The organism is Pigmentiphaga litoralis (assembly GCF_048632615.1).
Lineage (GTDB): Bacteria > Pseudomonadota > Gammaproteobacteria > Burkholderiales > Burkholderiaceae_B > Pigmentiphaga > Pigmentiphaga litoralis_B.
Genome location: NZ_CP184479.1, coordinates 4,434,347 through 4,451,139 on the forward strand (window position 1 = coordinate 4,434,347; position 16,793 = coordinate 4,451,139).

The following is a 16,793-nucleotide window of genomic DNA, read 5'->3' on the forward strand; positions in this document are numbered from 1 at the left end:
CGTGGTTTTCCCGCTGGGCGGACGCTGGGCATAAGCTTATGGATGCCCGCCGCGGGCACGGCGATTGCGGGTCATGAATCTCTCAAACGCAGTATCAGGAGACAACCATGATTCGATATACACGTTCCATTCTGATCGCTTCCATCCTTGCGGCCACCAGCACGATTGCCGTGGCGCAAACTGGCGGCACGTCCGGTTCCATGTCCGGCGCCGGCACCACAATGAACCCGGGATCGGCCACGACGGCACCGGGAATGCGTTCGGGTGGCAACTCCAATGCGTCGGGCAATGCCGGCACGGGCACACGCTCGGGCACGGGCACCGGCTCGATGAACAACCGTAGCGGGTCGGGAACCACCGGCGGCACGGGCACGATGAATGGTACCGGCGGTTCGATGAGCGGCGGCGCCACGGGCAGCGGTCCGACCACCGGTGGCATGAACGGCGGCACCGGCAGCGGCGCCGGCAGCACAGGCGGTTCGATGAGCGGCAACACGGGCTCGATGGGCGGCGGTTCGATGGGCGGCACGCCTGGTAGCGGTGGCATGGGCGGCGGCTCGACGGGCGGCGGCGCCATGGGAGGTTCGACCGGCGGCGGCATGGGCGGCGCGGGCGGCGGCATGGGTGGCGCCGGCGCCGGTGGCGGTATGGGCGGTGCCGGTGGCGGTATGGGCGGTGCCGGTGGCGGAGCAGGGGGTGCCGGTGGCGCGGGTGGCGGTGGCCGCTGATCCGGAGCAGGATTCATCAGCCTGCTGATGATGCCGGCGGTCGTTCAGCGTGCTGACGAGGTCCGGCATTTCTCAGGTTGATGATGTTCCGTGGCTGCCGGCGTGATGCGCTTGGCGCGCAGCGGGAATACAGCAAGCGGCAACGGCCACCTGGGGTGGCCGTTGTTCCGTCCAGTGCCTGCGGATGCGCGTGCTAGCATGCCGCCCATCACGTCTGAGGCACTTCACGTCATGGAAACACAAAAGCAGATCGCAGTACTGGTCGAAGCCATCTCGCATCAAAGCCGGCAGATCGCGTCGTTGACCGCGTCGCTGGCCGAACAGGGCGGACAGACCGATGCGCTGACCGCCGCTTTGCTCTCGACGCTGCACGCCGCGCGCGCCACGCCCGGGCTGCCGCTGCTGATCGAAACGCGCCTGGAGCAAGGCTATTCCGGTCTGCTGGCGCGGTCGGAAAGCCCCGAGTATGTGGGCGGATTCGAACGCATGCGCGACCTGATTCTGATCGCGCTCAAGCAGGACTGAAAGCTTCGCGCGCGGTCTCGTTACGCAGGCTCGCCGCATCGGCAGGCTGCTGAAGCGGAGGACCGGTTGACCAGCCGGCGCATCGGTCAGCCAGGCCTGCCGGGCAGACCCACCGTCCAGTCTGCCATTACGCAGGATGCTCCGCCCCTTGCTTTCCGCTTGCTTCCTTGCGCAGATCCCGCTTGGTATCGGTCATGGTCTGCGCCTGGGACAGCGAGTGCGTTTCGGATACCGGCGCGTCGTTCTCCGCCAGATCGCCCAGGCGCCGGTAGAACTCCGTCAGCTTCTTCAGTTCCTTTTCGTCCAGGTCTTCGATGCAGATCAGGCGGTTGCTTGCCTTGCTGTGGCTGGCGATCAGTTCGTTCAGCTTCAAGTGCACCGCTTCGCTATCCTTGTTCTGGCTTTGCTGTATCAGGAACACCATCAAGAAAGTGACGATGGTGGTGCCAGTGTTGATGACCAGTTGCCAGACCTCCGAGAATCCGAAGAGCGGGCCGCTGATGGCCCACACCACTACGGTGATCAGCGCCATCGTGAAAGCGATCGGCGAACCTGCCGACCGGGTCACCTTGCCCGCAAACGTATCGAACATCTTGTAGAGTTTTCGGCCGAAGCCATCATCGTCGTCGTTCGGTTTGCGCGCGTCCTCGGGGGCTTGGGCGTGTTGCGTCATGGTCGGGCTCCGGGCGTAAGGGAACAGGGCACCGTCACTGGACGGTGCCGGGCCATCGTGGGTCGAAGGCAGAGGCTGCCTCGGGAGCACATATTGCTGCAAGACCCGTGCCGCAGAGCAGCCGCAAGACAGGCGCATTGCCGTGCGCCTGCCTCAGGCCATCCTGCACAACGTCCACACACGCACTTCTGGAGGCCAGCGCCATGCCCAATGACACTACCGCGAATCCGCCGCACCCTGTCCATCACTACCGGCTGTATGTAAGCCAGGGCCATGTGCTTGCAAGAAACACCAAGAGCAAGACCATCGACCTGGGCACCGTGACCGAGCATGATGGCCTCGTGGGCTACCGCCTGGACGTAGGAGATGTCGCCGGCGCGAACTTCGCCACCACCGAAAAGATGCTGAACGACGTGGCCGCGAAGCTGGCCTTTGCGTATCTGGATGACCTGTTCACCGCGCTGGCCGATTGCACGCCGCAGATCGCCCTGGATCTGGACAAGGACCCGTACCTGGATATCACGCTGGAAGACATCACGCCGCGCGAAGGCAGTTCGTTGAACGAGCCAACGCCGCATATTTTCTGACGCCGGGTCCTAGACTCTGGCCGGGCTTGGAACCGGACCCTGACTCGGTTGCCAAGCTGGGCCAAGGCGCGGCACAGCGGCCGCGCCAAGCGTTCAGCTGCGGTTTTCCACCTTAGGCCCGCTCTTGACCTCGTTACCTGGATCATGTGCCTCTTCGGCACTCACGCCCGGTGGAAAGTTGGCCTTCGCGCCCAGCGCGTTCGGGTCGGTCGGATGATTGCCAATCGTGCGGGCATCCTTGCCTTCGCCATCTTTTGGTTTACCTGGCGTGGCGCCCCGCGCCGTGCCGGCATCTGGCGTAGCGTTGCCTTCTGAAGGGCTTTTTGTAGACATTGTCTTCTCCTTGGGATGCGCGAGGCGTCAGTTCTTATTGCTGGTCTGAGGCGTGATCTGCTGCGACTCGCCGCCATCGGATTCCGATCCCACGCCCAGCCAGTTCGGGTCGTTCGGGCGCTTGTTGATGACCGGTTCCGCATGCGTTCCTTGCGTTGCCGAATCGGGATCGTTATTGGCCGAGGTGTTCTGGGTATCTGCCTGCATGGTGTGCTCCTTGGTCTGCACGTGGGGTCCCCACTTGGCAGCAAGCCACGTGCCGTCCTTTGGAGGATGCCGCAGGAGCAGTTCGCGCGGGCACGCTGCTTGCGGATGAGTCCTCGTCCCTCAGGCACCCGGCCAGCACAGGTTCAATTGCTGCAACTGGAAGACTGAGAAAACGCGGGCAGGAACAGCAATTGCTGTGGTCCTGGTACTGACAACCGAAGTAGGAGATACCATGAAACATTCGAATTTCGTCAAGAAAGCCATGTTCGCCGCCATCATCGGCGCCGCCTCGACGGTTGCATTCGCGCAAACCGATACGACCGCCGCGCCAGGCAGCGCCAACACCAAGATGACCCAGGGCGGTCCTAACGTGGGTGATGGCCAGCAAGGCGGCGCCAAGACCGGCAAGACCGGTTCGGACCGCGCCACGAAGGCTCCGGGCGCAGCTGCCGTTGGCCGTAGCGCCGACAGCACCCAGCCCAAGACCCGCTCGCCGGCCCCCGGCTCGAACGGTCCTCTGGTGAACGACAACTACGTCCAAAGCGGCGCCAACACCGGCAAGACCGGCTCGGATCGCACGATGAAGTCGGGCACGACTGCCAACGTGACCCGTCCTTCGGACAAGGTGGATCCTGACCGTCCTGGCACGCCAGGCGGCCCGTACACCAGCGACGCCAACCAGGGCGGCGCCAAGACGGGCAAGACGGCCTCGGGCAAGTAAGCTGACGCAGCGCGTCTGACCCAGCCGAGCGGTTCGCCGATCGCAGCGCTTTGAACGGCCGCCTCCTTCGGGAGGCGGCCGTTTTTGCGTCCGCGACATTCCGGTGACGGTCGGCTGTGACATGTCATCCAGGCAGGGAAATGTACGGTTTACCGGCGGAAGCCGTGCTGGGGACTGTAGAGCGCGTTTGACAATGTACGTTGGCGGCCATTGTGCGGTCGCACATCGAAGCTGCTTGCATGACGCCCGGGGGCGGGCGTATAGTGAACCGTCGCCTGGCGGAGTCCCATCATGCAGACCATTCAATACAGCCCCAATCGCAGCTCACGGATTCTCGACATCGAGATCCAGCCCATGCAGCAGCCATCCGGAACCTGGAGCGCCGACTGCAGCGTCTATGAAACGGTTGCGGGCGTGCGCGTCTGCCGCGGCACCGGCCTGACGCTACGTGACGTGCCAGCTACCTGTGAAGACGACATGCTCGACGCAGCCGCCTCGCGCATCGCCGACGACATCGAACATCAACGAGGGATCACCCTCTAGCTTCAGGAGACGACATGAGCACACCGAAACGCCTCGCATCCGCCGAAGACATTCGTATGCTGGTCCAGGATGCGGTCAACGCACGTCCGGAACTGCGCCAGCACAATGAAGCCCTGATGGTCCACGAGCCTTTTTGGCATGAGGATGACCAGACGGGCTGCAACTGGTCGATCTCGGGTTACATGGGCCTGAGCAAATATGCCGAGGACTTCCGGATTGCCCTGCAAGACGTCCGTAGCAGCTACAACCTCGGCACCTGACCAGAATCGGTGAACAATCTGCGCATTCATTGGTGAATTCCCTGGGTATCCAGGGCTGGATCACGGCTTCTCCCGCGCCTATATTCTGCTGTACTGACTGCATATGCTGGTCCGACACAGTAGTCTGTAGACGAGGGAGCAAGCTATGCCAATTGATCGCAAAAAGCTGGTGTGTTTTGTGGTGGCGCTGAAATCACCCGATGGCGCGTGGCACGGGTGTGCACTGAACGAAGACAAGGCGTGGCTGCAACGGCTCGACACCGATCTTTGGGGCGCCGGAGAAAAGGCCGGTGTGTTCTGCTCCAAACCCAGTGACGAGTTGCTGCGCGCCGCTGCCGACGGGCTCGGCCTGGCCGAACCGATCGAAGTCCGGGCGCACCGGCTGTTCCACGCGTCCGACAGCGATGAATCCGCCTCGGTGCTTTCGCGCAAAGTGCTGCGCTGAATCTGCAGGTCAACTGGCGGCCGCGTAGCGATACGCGGCCTTTTCATTCGTGACCGATGCGGCTGCCGTCCCGGCACGACTCCCACAGGAATCCGTTTTTCATGGCGGCAAGACGCCTCTTTGTACTGGCCGTGCTGATGCTTGCCGGCGCCGCGCATGCCGAGGTCGACTGGACGTCGCCACTCGGTATAGAGCTGGGCGCAACGCCCTGCAAACAGATGCAGCGGCAGAAGCGGCAGACCTGGGACTTGTGGGTGCGGACAACCAGCGATGTGACGGGCGGGTCGGCGTTCTACCCGGAAAAGCCGGTGCTGGATGACCTGCCCGACCTGAAGCAAATGGCGATCGTATGCGACGCCGCGCCGGGCCGCGTGGCCGCCGTCTTTCTGAGCGTGCCGCGCCATTATCTGCGCGCGGCGGCCGATGCCTTCACGTATCGCCACGCAACGGTCAAGGTGGACCTGGGCGACCCGCTGCATGGGACGGCGCAGTGGCGTGACGAAACCGACTATGTCGAGATCCGGTATGACGAACGTCAGCCGGACACCTTCCAGCTTACCTACATGACGCAGGCGTTCCATGAGGATTGGGCAGCCTACCAAGCCAGGTTTCCCCGGGCTCAGCCCTGGTATGTCTCGCCCAACTGATGGCGCCAGGCAGGCCAATGAGCCTGCTCAAACTTGAACGACTGTCGATACCGGCTTCGGCTACGAAATGCCGTCCAGGCTGCTGAGAACGCCATCGCAATGCAGGGCGGTGCGTGTGTCGGCGGAGACGCCCACGCTGACCGCCGACGCCAGATCGCTGCGGTCCGCCGTGGGCCGTGTGCACTGGCGGACCGGATACTCCACGAGTACCGGTCCTGCATTGCGGCCTATCGCCAGGGGGAGCTTGGACGTATGATTATTGCGTGAGATTTGACGAGTCTACCGTTCCATGAACCCCACTACGATGCCGTGTCGTCCGACGCGCCCGGCCGCCGATCTGCTGTCGTCCGGCGCGCGGCGCCCCGTCGTTGCGATTGCTGCGATGGCAGGCCGGATCGACGCCCTGTCGTCGTTTTTCCGTCAGGTAGATCCGCGCACCGATGCCATTTTTATCGTCATCCTCGACACGGGGCAGGATGGCACGCTCGAGTGCCTGCTGGCCCTGCAACAGGCGGTGGACCTTCCGGTGCAACGGCTTGCCGATCCGCTCAAGCCGCGCGGGGGACATCTTTACATTGCGCCCGCCCAGCAGCTGCTAAGGGTGAATGAGGGCTGGGTGGGCGCCGACCCTGCGGGGATGGCTACGGACTTTGCCGGCATCGTGGACGTGGGGCTGGCGGAATTGGCGCAGGCTTACGGCGAGCGTGTGTTCGCGCTGAGTTTCATGGCGGAGCCTTGCGTCGCCACGCAGGGATGGCATGCCGTGCGTCGAGGCGGTGGCATTGTGTTGGCGGCCAGCGATGTCGCCCCTTGCCCCGGGGCGGATGTCTGCATGCCGTCCGACCAGTTGCCGTCGCGCATCCGTCTGATCCGCCAGATGACGGATGCCCATGTTGCCCCGCGTTCAAGGCATGTGATGGCCGAACCGCATACCTCCGCCAGCGTCGTGGAAGCGGAAGCGGAAGAGTGGGCCTGGCGGGACGTCCTGACCTTGTTATGCCACCATGCCGGTCACGACTTTCGCCGGTATCGGCGCGATGCGCTGGTGCCCAGGGTGACGCGCCGGCTGCGCATCGCCTGTGTTGCCGGGTTGCCCGCCTACCGCGACTACCTGCAGGGCCGGCCAGCCGAGGCGTTGGGTTTGCTGGCGGAACTGACGGGGGCGGCCCGTCTTTGTTCGATGCCGGGCCTTCCGTCCTGTTGGACGCGGCCCACTGCGATGCGCTGGTGGCGCTGGCCAGACATCGGGGCGATCCCGTCCTGCGAGCCTGGAACGTCGACTGTGGGCGGGGCGAAGACAGCTATGCGATCGCGATGATGCTCATGGATGCGGCCAATCCGCCCGGCGTGGCGGGGACAGTCCAGGTTTTCGCCACCGAGTCCGATGCGTCCGCACTGGTCCATGCCCGTGCCGGGCGCTATCCCGCGTCGCGCCTCGCCCTGATCGAGCGTGCCGTGACGAACCGGCATTTTGCGATGTCCGGGAACGACGCCGTGGCCAGCCGCAAGCTGCGGGGCGCCATCGTATTCGCGGCGCACGACCTGTTGCAGGATCCGCCCCTGTCCCGGCTGCACCTGGTTGCGTGGCGCAACCGTCTGTCCCTGCTCACGCATTCGATCCAGCGGGCCATGTTGCGGATTCTGCATTACGCCCTGGTGCCCGGCGGCTATCTGCTGTTGGGCGAACACGAAGGGTCTGACGCAATGGACGAATGGTTCGTGTCGGTGGATAGCCGCCGCGGCTTGTATCGTGCCCGCCTGACGGCCGCGGCTGCGAGTGCCGAATCGCCGGCTCCGGCCACGCACGCGCCAGTGGCCATGGAGCCGGCATTCAAATCCAGCGCGAGTGGCGAGATCTATCGACGCGCTTTGCAGCACGACGCCTTGCCCAGCCTCATCGTCGGTCACGATTACGAAATCGTGCATCTGTGCGACCGGGTGGGCCGTTTCCTTGCCTTTTCGGCGGGCGAGCCGACCCGCCAGCTCATGACGGTCATCCATCCGGCCTTGCGCGGCGCGCTGCGCGTGGCGCTGCACGAAGCGACGCTGTCGCGGCAGCCGGTGCATTCGCCGCAGGTGTCCTTCCGTCGCGGAGGCCGCCACCTCCTCGTCAGCATCGCCGCCAAGCCATTTACCGATAGCGACAGCGGCGCCGATCTCATCCTGGTGCTGTTCGACGAAACCGAATCCGATCGCACGGGCGACGGCTTGCCGCCCGAAGCGCCGGTGCACCGCATCGAGTCGAATCTGCACAGCGTGCGGACCGGATTGCGCAGGCAGGGCGATGCCTTGCCGGAATCGGGGCAAGGATCGCTGCACGCGGCGAACGAAGCGCTGCAGATCATCAACGAAGAACTGCGCACCGCCACCGAGGAACTGCAGGCCAGGGAGTCCGCGCTGCAGGCGGCAAACCAGGAATTGAGCACGCTCGTTGCCGAGCTTGAACAGGAAATGGAGCGGGCCGCCACGGAACGCGACCATCTGCGCAACCTGCGGCACGCCAGCGAATCGGCGGTGATGTTCGTCGACCGCCAGCTCTCGGTGCGTTTCTACACCCCCGCCTGCCGCACCTTGTTCGATGTGGCGTTGCTCGATGCGTGCGGAGCGCTGCCGGACGTGGTCAAAGGCTTTGATCTTCCGTCCCTGGCCGAGGACGTCGCCACTGTCATGCGCACCTTGCGCAGGCAGGAGCGCCAGGTGACCGACCGGAACGGTCGGTGTTTCGGGATGCACCTTGCGCCCTATGTGACCAGCAGCGATCGGGTGACGGGCGTCGTGGTGACCCTGCGCAGCGTCACCACCCGTCCGCCGATTGCCCGCCCGGCGCCGTTGATGCCGCAGGCCCTGGACATGTCGGCATCGATCGCCAGCCTGATGGGGATGCCAACGGACGTCCCGCCGGACAGGTAAGGACAGGCGGGCGTGGGGCCATCACCGGGGCGAGCGCAAGGCCGACGCCGGAACCGCCGCGCTGCGTCCGGCAAGCCGCTCGAATTCATGCAGATCGTGGCCGCAGCAGACGTCCACCTCCGCCGCGTGGTATGCCGCCAGCTCACGCAGCCGGCGCTGATTGTCGAAGCGCGCGGCGCGGTCTTTTTCCAGCATCCACTGATAGAAGCGCAGGCCCGGCGTGCAGTGCGGATGTTCCAGCCGCATTTCTTCATGATAGAAGTAGGCGTCTCCGGCCTGCAGCAGCCACTTGCCATTGCGCTGGACCGCCACGCCGGCATGCCCCAGCGTATGGCCGATCAGGGGAATCAAGGCAATGTCGGGCGGCAAGCCGTCGAGCGGGCGCGCCCGCGCAAAGCCGAACCAGGCTTCGCCTTCAATCGGGTCATACACGCGCCATCGGGGACGGGACGACCACTGCTGCGGCCGGAACCGCTGCCGGTCCATCCAGGTAGCCTGGGCTTCGGCGGCGTCTTTTTCCCTGCGCATCAGATGGACCACCGCGCTGGGAAAGTCGTCCAGACCCCCGCATGGTCGAAATCGAGATGGGTCAGCACGATATGCCGGACGTCTTCGGCTCGAAAGCCCAGTCGTTCGATCTGCCGCCGCGCGGTCATTTCCTCGCGGAATTCAGGCTTGAGCAGGCCCAGGAAATAGGCGCTGAGCCGGCTCTTGGGATCATGCACGTCGCGCAGACCGAGGCCGGTGTCGATCAGGATCAGACCGCCATCGGGCGGCTCGACCAGAATGCAGTGGCAGGCCAGGTGGCCGCGGCATACGAAGCAGCGGCTGCGCCCATCCATGAGGTGGCCGCCGACCGGGCATGTCGAGATGCAATTGAGGTGGTGCAGCCGCATCGGGGCGCTCCTGACAAGACGAGAGCACCAGGATTCGCAAGGGCTGTTCCCACCTGTCCTCCCTTACTTTTTCTTGAGCGCGTCGGGCTTGTGAATGGCGGTCTTGCCTGTCTTGTCGCTTTTGACTTCGTATTGCGGCTCGCTGGCGCTGGCCTTGGCGGTATGGCCGCCCGCCGTGGCCTTGCCCGTGACCTTCTTGGTCACGGTGCCCGTCGTTTTGCCCTGCGACGTCTGCCATTCCACTTCGTCGCCCTTCTTGAGTGTGCTCATTGTTCTTGCTCCTGCAAGTCCACGACGGCGCGGCGCGCCATTCCCGCTTGCGACCTACGCTTGAGCAAGCCGTGTACCCGGCTATGCAACCCTTGCCGACCGGCGTCGTGCGGCCACGACACAAGGGGGTCGCGCTCCACGCCGGGGTGGCATATGATCGGCCGGACAGCTCTTCCACCTCGCCCGGCACCGCCCACGGGCGTTTCTGCGGCGCCCTTCGATGCCTTCCGAGACACTGGTATCTTCGTCCGTCAATGCCGACACCGTCCTGGTGCTCGAGGCGCTATCGGGTATCGACCAGGCCCTGTTGGTGGTCAACCGCAACCATGAAGTGGTTTTCGTCAACGATCGGTATCGCGAGCTGTTCGACGTGCCGCCAGACCTGATCCGGCCCGGCGCCGCCTTCCATGACCTGCAGGTGTATCTGGCCACCACGGGCGAATACGGCGATGGCGATCCCCGCGATCACATCGCGGTGCGGGAAGAGGCGATGCGCGAGGGCCGCAATTTCAAGCTCGACCGCAAGCAGCCCGACGGCCGCTACATCGAGGTGGCGGGCAACCAGCTTCCCAGCGGGGGTACGTCTTCACGTTCAGTGATGTGACGGGCCGGGTGCGCGCGCGTGAAAACCTGGAAGCGCTGGTGCATCGGCGGACGCAGGCGCTGCGCGACGCGAACGTGGAACTGGAACGGCTGGCCACCCTGGATCCCTTGTTGGGCATTGCGAACCGCCGGCGGTTGATGGACGTGGCGCGGGTGTTGCGGCAGCGCGCGGTGGAAGACGCTTCGCCACTAGCCGTGCTGATGATAGACGTGGACCACTTCAAGGCGATCAACGACGCCTATGGCCATGCCTACGGCGACGCCGTGCTGTGCGCCATTGCGCGGTCGCTGCAAGCCTGCGTGGAGGGCGATGCGCTCGTGGCCCGCTATGGCGGCGAAGAATTCGTCATGTTGCTGCCGGGCAAGACGGCCGCCGATGCCGCCTGCATTGCCGTCCAGCTGCAGCAGGCAATATCCACGGGAACGGCGGACTTGCCCGCGCTGGCCGGCGCGGCCGGTCAGGCTTCGGGCAATGCCTGCACGCCGACCGTGTCGGTTGGCGTGGCGGAATGGCTGACGCCCGAACCCAATCTGGAACCCGCCCTGAACCGGGCCGATGCGGGGCTCTACCGCGCCAAGAGTTCGGGACGCAACCAGGTCGGCTGAGAAAGGCAGCCGGGCCGGCGGCGCCAGCGCCTAGCGCCGCAGCTGCGTCAGGATCTGGTGCTTGAGCGCACCGAACGCCGGCAAGGATCGGTCACGGGGGCGAGGCAGATCGACGTCGATCCGCGCCTGCACCCGCCCGGGCCGGGGCGCCATCAGCAGAATGGTGTCGCTCAGGAACAGGGCTTCGTCCACGTCGTGGGTGACCACGATCACCGTGACTTGCCGCTCCGTCCAGATGCGCAGCAGTTCTTCCTGCAGGTAGATGCGGGTCAGCGAATCGAGCGCGCCGAAAGGCTCGTCCATCAACAGCATGCGGGGTTCCGATACCAACGCGCGGGCGATGGCGGCGCGTTGCGCCATGCCGCCCGACAATTGATGCGGAAGGGCATCGGCAAAACCGCTCAGACCGACCAGACGGATCATGTCGTCGATGCGCGCGCGCCGTGCGCGGGGGCTGAGCGAGGTGCTGTCCAGGCCAAGGCCGATGTTGGCCGCCACCGTCAGCCAGGGAAACAGCCGGTGGTCCTGGAACACCATGCCGCGTTCCAGTCCGGGGCCATCGACAGGACGGCCATCGATCAGGATGTCGCCTTCGAAGTCGCGGTCGAGCCCGACGATCAGGCGCAGCAGGGTGGATTTGCCGCAGCCCGACGCGCCGACCACGCTGAGGAATTCGCCGGGAGCCAGGGCGAAGTCCACGCCTTCCAGCACCGGCAACGTGCTGTCGCCCACCGGATAATGTTTGCCCACGCGGCGCAGGGCCAGGGCGGCATCGTGGCCGCCGGAAGAAATCGAAAGCGTCATGAACGGGTCTGCCAGGGAACGAAGGTGATACGAAGCCGGCGGGCAAGACGGCTGAAGCCATAACCGATAGCAGCCAGGGCAACGACGCCGACCAGCACGAGGTCCATCCGGAAACCTTCGCGCGCCGCGACCAGGAAGCTGCCGATGCCGCTGCCCACGCCGATGGCGTATTCGGCGCCGACCGTGCCTATCCATGCCGTCAGCAGCGCGATCTCGATGCCGATGAAGATGGCTGGCGCCGCGCCTGGCAACACCAGCCGGGTCACCCGCTGCCAGGCCGACAGCCGCGCCAGGTCGGCCACTTCGCGCAGGGCCGGAGCAATCGTGCGCACGCCCTGTTCGGTATTGAGGAATGCCGGAAAGCATGCCGACAGCGAAATGAAAACAATCTTGGCGGTTTCGCCGTTGCCGAACCAGCTGGTCAGGAGGGGGATCCACGCGAACAAGGCGATCTGTCGCAGGCCGTGCAGGGTGGGAGAGACCGCGACCCGGGCCGGCCGCCACAGGCTCAGCCCTATGCCCAGGGCCACGCCAATGCTCGCGCCGATCGACACGCCGACCACCACGCGCAGCAGGCTCCAGCCGATGGCGCCCCAGATCTCGCGGCCATCGGGATCGGTGAAGGGGCCGACACCACCTGGGCGAGCGGCACCAGCAGGGGATTGGTCAACCAGCCGGTGTCGACCGCCAGGATCCATCCGGCCAGCAGTGCAAGCGGCAGCGCCGCGCCGCGCCAGGCGGGGGACGGGGCGGTGGCGCGCGGTGCGGCCACGGATGCCGTTGCCGGTGCATCGGCCTTGGGGTAGCGGGCGCCGGTCATGTGCGCACGGTCCAGCGGCTCAACCGGCGCTCGGCACGTCGCAGCACCGCATCGAGCGCCATGCCCAGCACGCCGACCAGCACCATGCCGACGATGACGACATCGATCTGGAACAGCTTGCGTCCCCATACCATCAGGTAGCCGATGCCTTCGGTCGCGGCCAGCATCTCGACGACCACCAGCGCAATGAAGGCGTGACTCAGGCCCAGGCGGAAGCCGCTGAACAGCGCGGGCAGGGCAGCGGGCAGGGTCAAGCGGGTCAGTCTCGTCCAGCGCGTCAGGTGCAGCACGGCGGCGGCTTCCCGATAGGCCACTGGTATATCGCGGATGCCTTGCTGGGTGTTGATGACGAAGGGTACGAAGACTGCCTTGGCAATGATCAATATCTTCAACGCTTCGTCGACGCCAAAGATCAGGATGAGGATGGGAATCCAGCCGATCGAAGGCACGGCAAACAGCGCCTTGAGCAAAGGCTCGACATAGCCGCGAAACCTGTCGGAACTGGCCAGTGCGATGCCGACGGCCAGGCCGGCAACGGCGCCGGCACCGAAGCCGATGGCGATCCGATGCAGGCTGATCATCAGTGCACTGCCGATATCTCCGTTGCGCCAGAGTTCAAGAAAGCTGTCCCAGACGAAAGCGGGCGCGGGCAGGACCTGGGCCGACAGCCACGCCCGCGATGCGGCAAGCTGCCACAGCGCCAGCAGCAGCGCCGGCAGGAGCAGGGGCAACAACAAGGAAACGAACCCGCGCCGCTGTCCTTGCGCCGGTTGTGACTTCCGGTGGGCCGCCAGCCGGCGTGAGCCGGGTAATCGCGTCGATCCCGGAACGGACGACGACCGCGAGCGCCCCGGCGATGGCGCTGCAAGGTCGGGCAAGGCAAGAGGGGAAGCAGGAGGCATGGCGCGGTCCTTGTTTGGCAGGCCGTCAGCGTTCAGTACGACGCCGCGGACGGCGCGGCGGGGCGCACCGGGAACAGGGCCGCCACGCCCAACTGGTTGATGGCGTCATCGACATACGACGGCGCCACCCATTGCTTGAGGTCGATGTCGGCGCGGATCAGCTTCTGGGCCCTGCTGAACGCGATGGCATCGCGGTATTGCTCGATCAGGAAGGGATCGATGCGGGGGTTGAACACGTTCTTGAACGCCACGCCGTCGAACTCTGCCTTCAATGACGCAAGCGCCACACCGGATTTCGACCAGATGGCCAGCGCCTCGTCCCGGTGGCTGTCATCGGCCAGCCAGACCGCGCTGCGGACCAGTCCTCGCGCCACGCGGCGGACGGCATCGGAGTAGGCTTTTTCGAATGCTTCCGTCACCGCGATCGCACCGAAACCGGCGGCCTTCGGACCCACGTCGTTCGACGAATAGAAGATCTTGACTGCCCCCTTGTCGCGCAGCGCCAGCAGCGTGCTGGTGCCCACCGCGGCATCGATGCTGCCGGCCGCCAGCGCAGCCAATTGGTCGGCCGTCGACAGATCGAGCAGCGTCACATCTTTCAGGGTCAGGCCGTTGGCTTCCAGTCCCTTCAGGAAGGCCCAATGCAGCACCGTTCCCTTTGCCACCGCGACGCGTTTGCCGGCCAAGTCCTTGAACGAGTTGATGGGCAGATCGGCACGCGCCGCCGCAAAGACGGTGGTCGGGCCATAGGACGCAACGAGACGCGTCGGTAAGCCCGCGGCCTTGCCGACGATGTTGGGCAAGGCCCCGTACTGCGCGAAGTCGAGGCGGCGATTGGCGATCGCTTCGTTGATGGCGGGCCCGGTGCCCGTGAAGTACTCGAACGTCAGTTTGGTCGAGGTGCCTTTGAACTCATCGGCCAGGAAGCCCTTGCCTTGCGCAATGGCAAGCAGCGCCAGGCCATAGGGCTGGCCAAACCCCTGGCCAAAGCCGCCAAAACGGATGGTGTCGGGTTGCGCCGCGGGGGCTGTCTGGGCCTGGGCGCCAGACACGATCAGCGCGGACAGGGCCGCGCCCACGATAGATTTCCACAAGGTCATTCAAGGTTCCTGCAATAAGGTGGGAACGCGCGCTTCATGGCGCGCGGGTCGTGCGTCGGGTCGAATGAACGCGAAGGCTGAATGCGGGCGCTGCATGCCGGTACTACATGCGGCTGCCGCATGCGACGGCGTCAGTGCGCTCGCTCAAGCAGTTCGTAGCTGGCGTCGATGGCGGCGGTCGGCCGGCGTTTGGCGCCCCAGCCGATTGCGCTGCGATAGCTGCCCATCAGTACTTGCGTGGCCTCGGCGTGCTCGTCGACCGTCAGCGGGCTGTCGGCGATCGGGGCGACGTACAAGGCGTCCACGGGGCAATACAGCTCGCACATGAAGCAGGTCTGGCAGTCCTGCTGCCGCGCGATGCGAGGCGGGCCGCCATCGACGATCTCGAAGACGTTGGTCGGGCACGCGTGCACGCAGATATTGCAGCGGGTGCACCGTTCGCTGCTGACGATTTCGATCATGCCGGGGTGGCCTCCGTAAGTGCGGCAAGGGGGATGAAGCCGGGTTGTCCACCCGGTCCGTGGTGGTCCAGACGTCGTCCAGTCCACCACTGAGCAGGCGGTATTGCTGCAAGGGATCGACACCCGGGTGATCGCTGCGGCGGCTCATGCCGCGCGTTTCGGTGCGTTGTTGGGCGCTGCGATACATCCAGCGCGAGGTCGCCAGCATGGCGGCGGCTTCGCGCGCACGCACGGCGTCCTGCGGCGTGGCGGCCGGCCCGCTGTCGCGCACCTGTTCCCACAGGCGGTCGAGCCGTCCCAGCGAATCGTCCAGGGCGTCGGCATTGCGCGACCAGTTGCGCTGATAGGGCAGCACTTCGGCCTGCACGGCGGCGATCACGGCCTGACTGTCGTAAGGCTGCAGGCCCCGGCCGTGCAAGCCCGCGCCGCCGGCCCGCAACAGGGTACGGCGCCGCGACGACCGCGCGTCGCGGGCATGGTCCGCGGCGCCAGCGCCCGACCAGAATCCCGATGACATGGCCCATGCCGCGTTGTGGCTGCCGCCGCCCGTAAAGGCGCCGCAAATCAGTTCGCGGGTGGCGGCATCGCCCGCGGCGTACAACCCGCTGACGGTGGTGGCGCACTGGTCATTGACGACGCGCAGGCCGCCGGTGCCGCGCACCGTGCCCTCGAGCCGCAAGGACACCGGGAAGTGGTCGATGAAGGGGTTGATGCCAAGCCGGTCGAACGAGACGAAAAAGTTGGGTTGCGCGGTGCGCATCCAGGCCTGGATCTGCGTATCGGCACGGTCCAGGCAGGCAAAGACCGGTTCGGTCTGCAGGGTGCGCGCAATGACGCTGCGGCCGCGCGATGACCCGGCGCCCTCGATCGGCTGGCGGTCCTTGTCGTAGAACGTGGCCCAGTTGTAGAACAGGGATTTGGTCACCGACGAGAAGGCCGGGCCCAGCCCGTAGGCATTCGAAAATTCCATGCCCGACAGGTGCGCGCCGACTTCGGCGGCCATCAGGTAGCCATCGCCCGTCAGCACGTTGCAGCCCAGGGCACGGCTCAGGAAGGCGCAACCGCCGGACGCGATCACCACCGAGCCTGCGCGGGCGAGCCAGGTGTCCCCGGTCTGGCGGTTCACGCCCGATGCGCCGCTGATTGCGCCGTGATCGTCCACCAGCAATTCCAGCACCGGGCTGTGATCCAGGATGCGCACGCCAGCCTGTTTGACCTGCTTGCGCATCAGGCGCATGTATTCGGGCCCTTGCAAGGACGTGCGGCGCAGGCTGCCGTGTTCATCGACCGGGAAGGGATAGCCCCACTCGGTCAGTTGCTCCACATTCAGCCAGGTCTGCTCCAGCACGCGGTCCATCCAGGCGTGCTCGGCCAGGAAGCCACCCATGGTGAACCGGCTGGCCTTGGCTTTTTCGCGCGCCGCGGTATCGCGCGGCACGTGCCACAGGCCGGTGCCCGACGGGGCCGTGGCGCCCGACGTGCCGCAATAGCCTTTGTCGGCCAGCACGACGCGCGCGCCGCGGGCGGCGGCGCTGATGGCGGCCCAGGCGCCGGCGGGGCCGCCGCCGATCACCAGGACATCGGCGCTATGCTCGGTGGATGCGGTGATGCCGGCGGCGTCACCCTTCAGAAAATCGCTAGATCCCATGCTGCTCTCCGGGCCGTCCGATTTGACGGCGTACCGTGCATGGTGGGACCGCGGCCGGGCTCCGGCAACGAAGGGATTTGCAGATGCTTAATCGCTTCGCGCCA

23 protein-coding genes and 2 pseudogenes are annotated in these 16,793 nt (G+C 65.7%); 12 read left to right on the plus strand and 13 right to left on the minus strand.

Translation table 11 applies throughout. The features are described 5' to 3' along the window. Positions 1-107: 107 nt before the first annotated feature. Together ACNANG_RS20480 and ACNANG_RS20485 are read left to right on the plus strand one after the other, a co-directional pair. Positions 108-728 carry a hypothetical protein gene (locus tag ACNANG_RS20480; protein ID WP_420224555.1) on the plus strand — a complete coding sequence of 207 codons (621 nt, stop codon included), beginning with the start codon at positions 108-110 and terminating at the stop codon, positions 726-728. 231 nt (positions 729-959) lie between these two features. Continuing rightward, positions 960-1,253 (plus strand): hypothetical protein, encoded by a 294-nt coding sequence (locus ACNANG_RS20485; protein ID WP_420224556.1) that lies wholly within the window; start codon positions 960-962, stop codon positions 1,251-1,253. 127 nt (positions 1,254-1,380) lie between these two features. Here the strand turns inward: ACNANG_RS20485 and ACNANG_RS20490 are convergent, their stop codons facing one another. Next, positions 1,381-1,845 carry a low affinity iron permease family protein gene (locus ACNANG_RS20490; protein ID WP_420227610.1) on the minus strand — a complete coding sequence of 155 codons (465 nt, stop codon included), beginning with the start codon at positions 1,843-1,845 and terminating at the stop codon, positions 1,381-1,383. A gap of 284 nt (positions 1,846-2,129) precedes the next feature. Here ACNANG_RS20490 and ACNANG_RS20495 point away from each other — a divergent pair, with 284 nt between their 5' ends. Continuing rightward, positions 2,130-2,513: a hypothetical protein gene (locus ACNANG_RS20495; RefSeq protein ID WP_420224557.1), complete on the plus strand. Its 384-nt coding sequence runs from the start codon at positions 2,130-2,132 to the stop codon at positions 2,511-2,513. A gap of 93 nt (positions 2,514-2,606) precedes the next feature. Here the strand turns inward: ACNANG_RS20495 and ACNANG_RS20500 are convergent, their stop codons facing one another. Together ACNANG_RS20500 and ACNANG_RS20505 are read right to left on the minus strand one after the other, a co-directional pair. Continuing rightward, entirely contained in the window at positions 2,607-2,846 is a 240-nt protein-coding gene (locus ACNANG_RS20500; protein WP_420224558.1) for a hypothetical protein, read from the minus strand. 27 nt (positions 2,847-2,873) lie between these two features. Continuing rightward, complete coding sequence (locus ACNANG_RS20505; protein ID WP_420224559.1) at positions 2,874-3,053, minus strand: hypothetical protein; 180 nt, start codon at positions 3,051-3,053, stop codon at positions 2,874-2,876. A 232-nt stretch (positions 3,054-3,285) separates the two neighbouring features. Between ACNANG_RS20505 and ACNANG_RS20510 the strand changes: the two genes are divergently transcribed. The 5 genes from ACNANG_RS20510 to ACNANG_RS20530 all read left to right on the plus strand — a co-directional run bounded on the left by ACNANG_RS20510 (position 3,286) and on the right by ACNANG_RS20530 (position 5,669). Next, a complete protein-coding gene (locus tag ACNANG_RS20510; protein WP_420224560.1) occupies positions 3,286-3,774 on the plus strand; it encodes a hypothetical protein in 489 nt (162 codons plus the stop codon). Positions 3,775-4,065: 291 nt separating this feature from the next. Further along, positions 4,066-4,317, plus strand: a complete 252-nt coding sequence (locus tag ACNANG_RS20515; protein WP_420224561.1) for a hypothetical protein — start codon at positions 4,066-4,068, stop codon at positions 4,315-4,317. Between the two features lie 14 nt (positions 4,318-4,331). Further along, positions 4,332-4,577, plus strand: a complete 246-nt coding sequence (locus ACNANG_RS20520) for a hypothetical protein (RefSeq protein ID WP_420224562.1) — start codon at positions 4,332-4,334, stop codon at positions 4,575-4,577. 178 nt (positions 4,578-4,755) lie between these two features. Continuing rightward, positions 4,756-5,022 (plus strand): hypothetical protein, encoded by a 267-nt coding sequence (locus tag ACNANG_RS20525; RefSeq protein WP_420224563.1) that lies wholly within the window; start codon positions 4,756-4,758, stop codon positions 5,020-5,022. Between the two features lie 101 nt (positions 5,023-5,123). Beyond that, a complete protein-coding gene (locus ACNANG_RS20530) occupies positions 5,124-5,669 on the plus strand; it encodes a hypothetical protein (protein WP_420224564.1) in 546 nt (181 codons plus the stop codon). A 60-nt stretch (positions 5,670-5,729) separates the two neighbouring features. Here ACNANG_RS20530 and ACNANG_RS20535 read toward each other — a convergent pair whose 3' ends face one another. Then, the gene (locus tag ACNANG_RS20535; RefSeq protein ID WP_420224565.1) at positions 5,730-5,873 is read right to left on the minus strand and encodes a hypothetical protein; all 144 of its coding nucleotides are present in this window, start codon (positions 5,871-5,873) and stop codon (positions 5,730-5,732) included. Positions 5,874-5,958: 85 nt separating this feature from the next. On the opposite strand from ACNANG_RS20535, the gene ACNANG_RS20540 reads away from it, so the two are divergent. Both ACNANG_RS20540 and ACNANG_RS20545 read left to right on the plus strand, forming a co-directional pair. Beyond that, the gene (locus ACNANG_RS20540) at positions 5,959-6,987 is read left to right on the plus strand and encodes a chemotaxis protein CheB (protein WP_420224566.1); all 1,029 of its coding nucleotides are present in this window, start codon (positions 5,959-5,961) and stop codon (positions 6,985-6,987) included. Continuing rightward, on the plus strand, positions 6,897-8,579 hold the full coding sequence (locus tag ACNANG_RS20545; RefSeq protein WP_420224567.1) for a CheR family methyltransferase: 1,683 nt from the start codon (positions 6,897-6,899) through the stop codon (positions 8,577-8,579). Before ACNANG_RS20540 ends, ACNANG_RS20545 begins: the two co-directional genes overlap by 91 nt. A 21-nt stretch (positions 8,580-8,600) precedes the next feature. Here ACNANG_RS20545 and ACNANG_RS20550 read toward each other — a convergent pair. Together ACNANG_RS20550 and ACNANG_RS20555 are read right to left on the minus strand one after the other, a co-directional pair. Continuing rightward, positions 8,601-9,475: pseudogene (locus ACNANG_RS20550) on the minus strand (MBL fold metallo-hydrolase). 63 nt (positions 9,476-9,538) lie between these two features. After that, positions 9,539-9,745: a DUF2945 domain-containing protein gene (locus tag ACNANG_RS20555; RefSeq protein WP_420224568.1), complete on the minus strand. Its 207-nt coding sequence runs from the start codon at positions 9,743-9,745 to the stop codon at positions 9,539-9,541. A 220-nt stretch (positions 9,746-9,965) separates the two neighbouring features. Here ACNANG_RS20555 and ACNANG_RS20560 point away from each other — a divergent pair, with 220 nt between their 5' ends. Together ACNANG_RS20560 and ACNANG_RS20565 are read left to right on the plus strand one after the other, a co-directional pair. Beyond that, the gene (locus ACNANG_RS20560) at positions 9,966-10,349 is read left to right on the plus strand and encodes a PAS domain-containing protein (RefSeq protein WP_420224569.1); all 384 of its coding nucleotides are present in this window, start codon (positions 9,966-9,968) and stop codon (positions 10,347-10,349) included. Next, positions 10,346-10,954 carry a GGDEF domain-containing protein gene (locus ACNANG_RS20565; RefSeq protein ID WP_420224570.1) on the plus strand — a complete coding sequence of 203 codons (609 nt, stop codon included), beginning with the start codon at positions 10,346-10,348 and terminating at the stop codon, positions 10,952-10,954. The genes ACNANG_RS20560 and ACNANG_RS20565 overlap by 4 nt, the downstream gene beginning before the upstream one ends. A 30-nt stretch (positions 10,955-10,984) precedes the next feature. Here ACNANG_RS20565 and ACNANG_RS20570 read toward each other — a convergent pair whose 3' ends face one another. The 7 genes and pseudogenes from ACNANG_RS20570 to ACNANG_RS20600 all read right to left on the minus strand — a co-directional run. Then, complete coding sequence (locus ACNANG_RS20570; protein WP_420224571.1) at positions 10,985-11,758, minus strand: ABC transporter ATP-binding protein; 774 nt, start codon at positions 11,756-11,758, stop codon at positions 10,985-10,987. After that, positions 11,755-12,324: an ABC transporter permease gene (locus ACNANG_RS20575; RefSeq protein ID WP_420224572.1), complete on the minus strand. Its 570-nt coding sequence runs from the start codon at positions 12,322-12,324 to the stop codon at positions 11,755-11,757. The genes ACNANG_RS20570 and ACNANG_RS20575 overlap by 4 nt, the downstream gene beginning before the upstream one ends. Further along, a complete protein-coding gene (locus tag ACNANG_RS20580; protein WP_420224573.1) occupies positions 12,273-12,578 on the minus strand; it encodes a hypothetical protein in 306 nt (101 codons plus the stop codon). Before ACNANG_RS20580 ends, ACNANG_RS20575 begins: the two co-directional genes overlap by 52 nt. Beyond that, positions 12,575-13,480 (minus strand): ABC transporter permease, encoded by a 906-nt coding sequence (locus tag ACNANG_RS20585; RefSeq protein ID WP_420224574.1) that lies wholly within the window; start codon positions 13,478-13,480, stop codon positions 12,575-12,577. The genes ACNANG_RS20580 and ACNANG_RS20585 overlap by 4 nt, the downstream gene beginning before the upstream one ends. Before the next feature lie 32 nt (positions 13,481-13,512). Further along, positions 13,513-14,580 carry an ABC transporter substrate-binding protein gene (locus ACNANG_RS20590; RefSeq protein WP_420224575.1) on the minus strand — a complete coding sequence of 356 codons (1,068 nt, stop codon included), beginning with the start codon at positions 14,578-14,580 and terminating at the stop codon, positions 13,513-13,515. A gap of 131 nt (positions 14,581-14,711) precedes the next feature. Continuing rightward, positions 14,712-15,041: a 4Fe-4S binding protein gene (locus tag ACNANG_RS20595; protein ID WP_420227611.1), complete on the minus strand. Its 330-nt coding sequence runs from the start codon at positions 15,039-15,041 to the stop codon at positions 14,712-14,714. Between the two features lie 67 nt (positions 15,042-15,108). Continuing rightward, positions 15,109-16,689: pseudogene (locus tag ACNANG_RS20600) on the minus strand (FAD-dependent oxidoreductase); the annotation flags it as partial. Positions 16,690-16,793 lie beyond the last annotated feature (104 nt).

Coding starts and splice junctions, on each gene's coding strand:
- ACNANG_RS20580 (WP_420224573.1), bottom strand. CDS start 12,578: ATGACCGGCGCCCGCTACCCCAAGGCCGATGCACCGGCAACGGCATCC.
- ACNANG_RS20520 (WP_420224562.1), top strand. CDS start 4,332: ATGAGCACACCGAAACGCCTCGCATCCGCCGAAGACATTCGTATGCTG.
- ACNANG_RS20570 (WP_420224571.1), bottom strand. CDS start 11,758: ATGACGCTTTCGATTTCTTCCGGCGGCCACGATGCCGCCCTGGCCCTG.
- ACNANG_RS20540 (WP_420224566.1), top strand. CDS start 5,959: ATGAACCCCACTACGATGCCGTGTCGTCCGACGCGCCCGGCCGCCGAT.
- ACNANG_RS20530 (WP_420224564.1), top strand. CDS start 5,124: ATGGCGGCAAGACGCCTCTTTGTACTGGCCGTGCTGATGCTTGCCGGC.
- ACNANG_RS20485 (WP_420224556.1), top strand. CDS start 960: ATGGAAACACAAAAGCAGATCGCAGTACTGGTCGAAGCCATCTCGCAT.
- ACNANG_RS20595 (WP_420227611.1), bottom strand. CDS start 15,041: ATGATCGAAATCGTCAGCAGCGAACGGTGCACCCGCTGCAATATCTGC.
- ACNANG_RS20510 (WP_420224560.1), top strand. CDS start 3,286: ATGAAACATTCGAATTTCGTCAAGAAAGCCATGTTCGCCGCCATCATC.
- ACNANG_RS20505 (WP_420224559.1), bottom strand. CDS start 3,053: ATGCAGGCAGATACCCAGAACACCTCGGCCAATAACGATCCCGATTCG.
- ACNANG_RS20560 (WP_420224569.1), top strand. CDS start 9,966: ATGCCTTCCGAGACACTGGTATCTTCGTCCGTCAATGCCGACACCGTC.
- ACNANG_RS20515 (WP_420224561.1), top strand. CDS start 4,066: ATGCAGACCATTCAATACAGCCCCAATCGCAGCTCACGGATTCTCGAC.
- ACNANG_RS20480 (WP_420224555.1), top strand. CDS start 108: ATGATTCGATATACACGTTCCATTCTGATCGCTTCCATCCTTGCGGCC.
- ACNANG_RS20590 (WP_420224575.1), bottom strand. CDS start 14,580: ATGACCTTGTGGAAATCTATCGTGGGCGCGGCCCTGTCCGCGCTGATC.
- ACNANG_RS20495 (WP_420224557.1), top strand. CDS start 2,130: ATGCCCAATGACACTACCGCGAATCCGCCGCACCCTGTCCATCACTAC.
- ACNANG_RS20500 (WP_420224558.1), bottom strand. CDS start 2,846: ATGTCTACAAAAAGCCCTTCAGAAGGCAACGCTACGCCAGATGCCGGC.
- ACNANG_RS20585 (WP_420224574.1), bottom strand. CDS start 13,480: ATGCCTCCTGCTTCCCCTCTTGCCTTGCCCGACCTTGCAGCGCCATCG.
- ACNANG_RS20555 (WP_420224568.1), bottom strand. CDS start 9,745: ATGAGCACACTCAAGAAGGGCGACGAAGTGGAATGGCAGACGTCGCAG.
- ACNANG_RS20490 (WP_420227610.1), bottom strand. CDS start 1,845: ATGTTCGATACGTTTGCGGGCAAGGTGACCCGGTCGGCAGGTTCGCCG.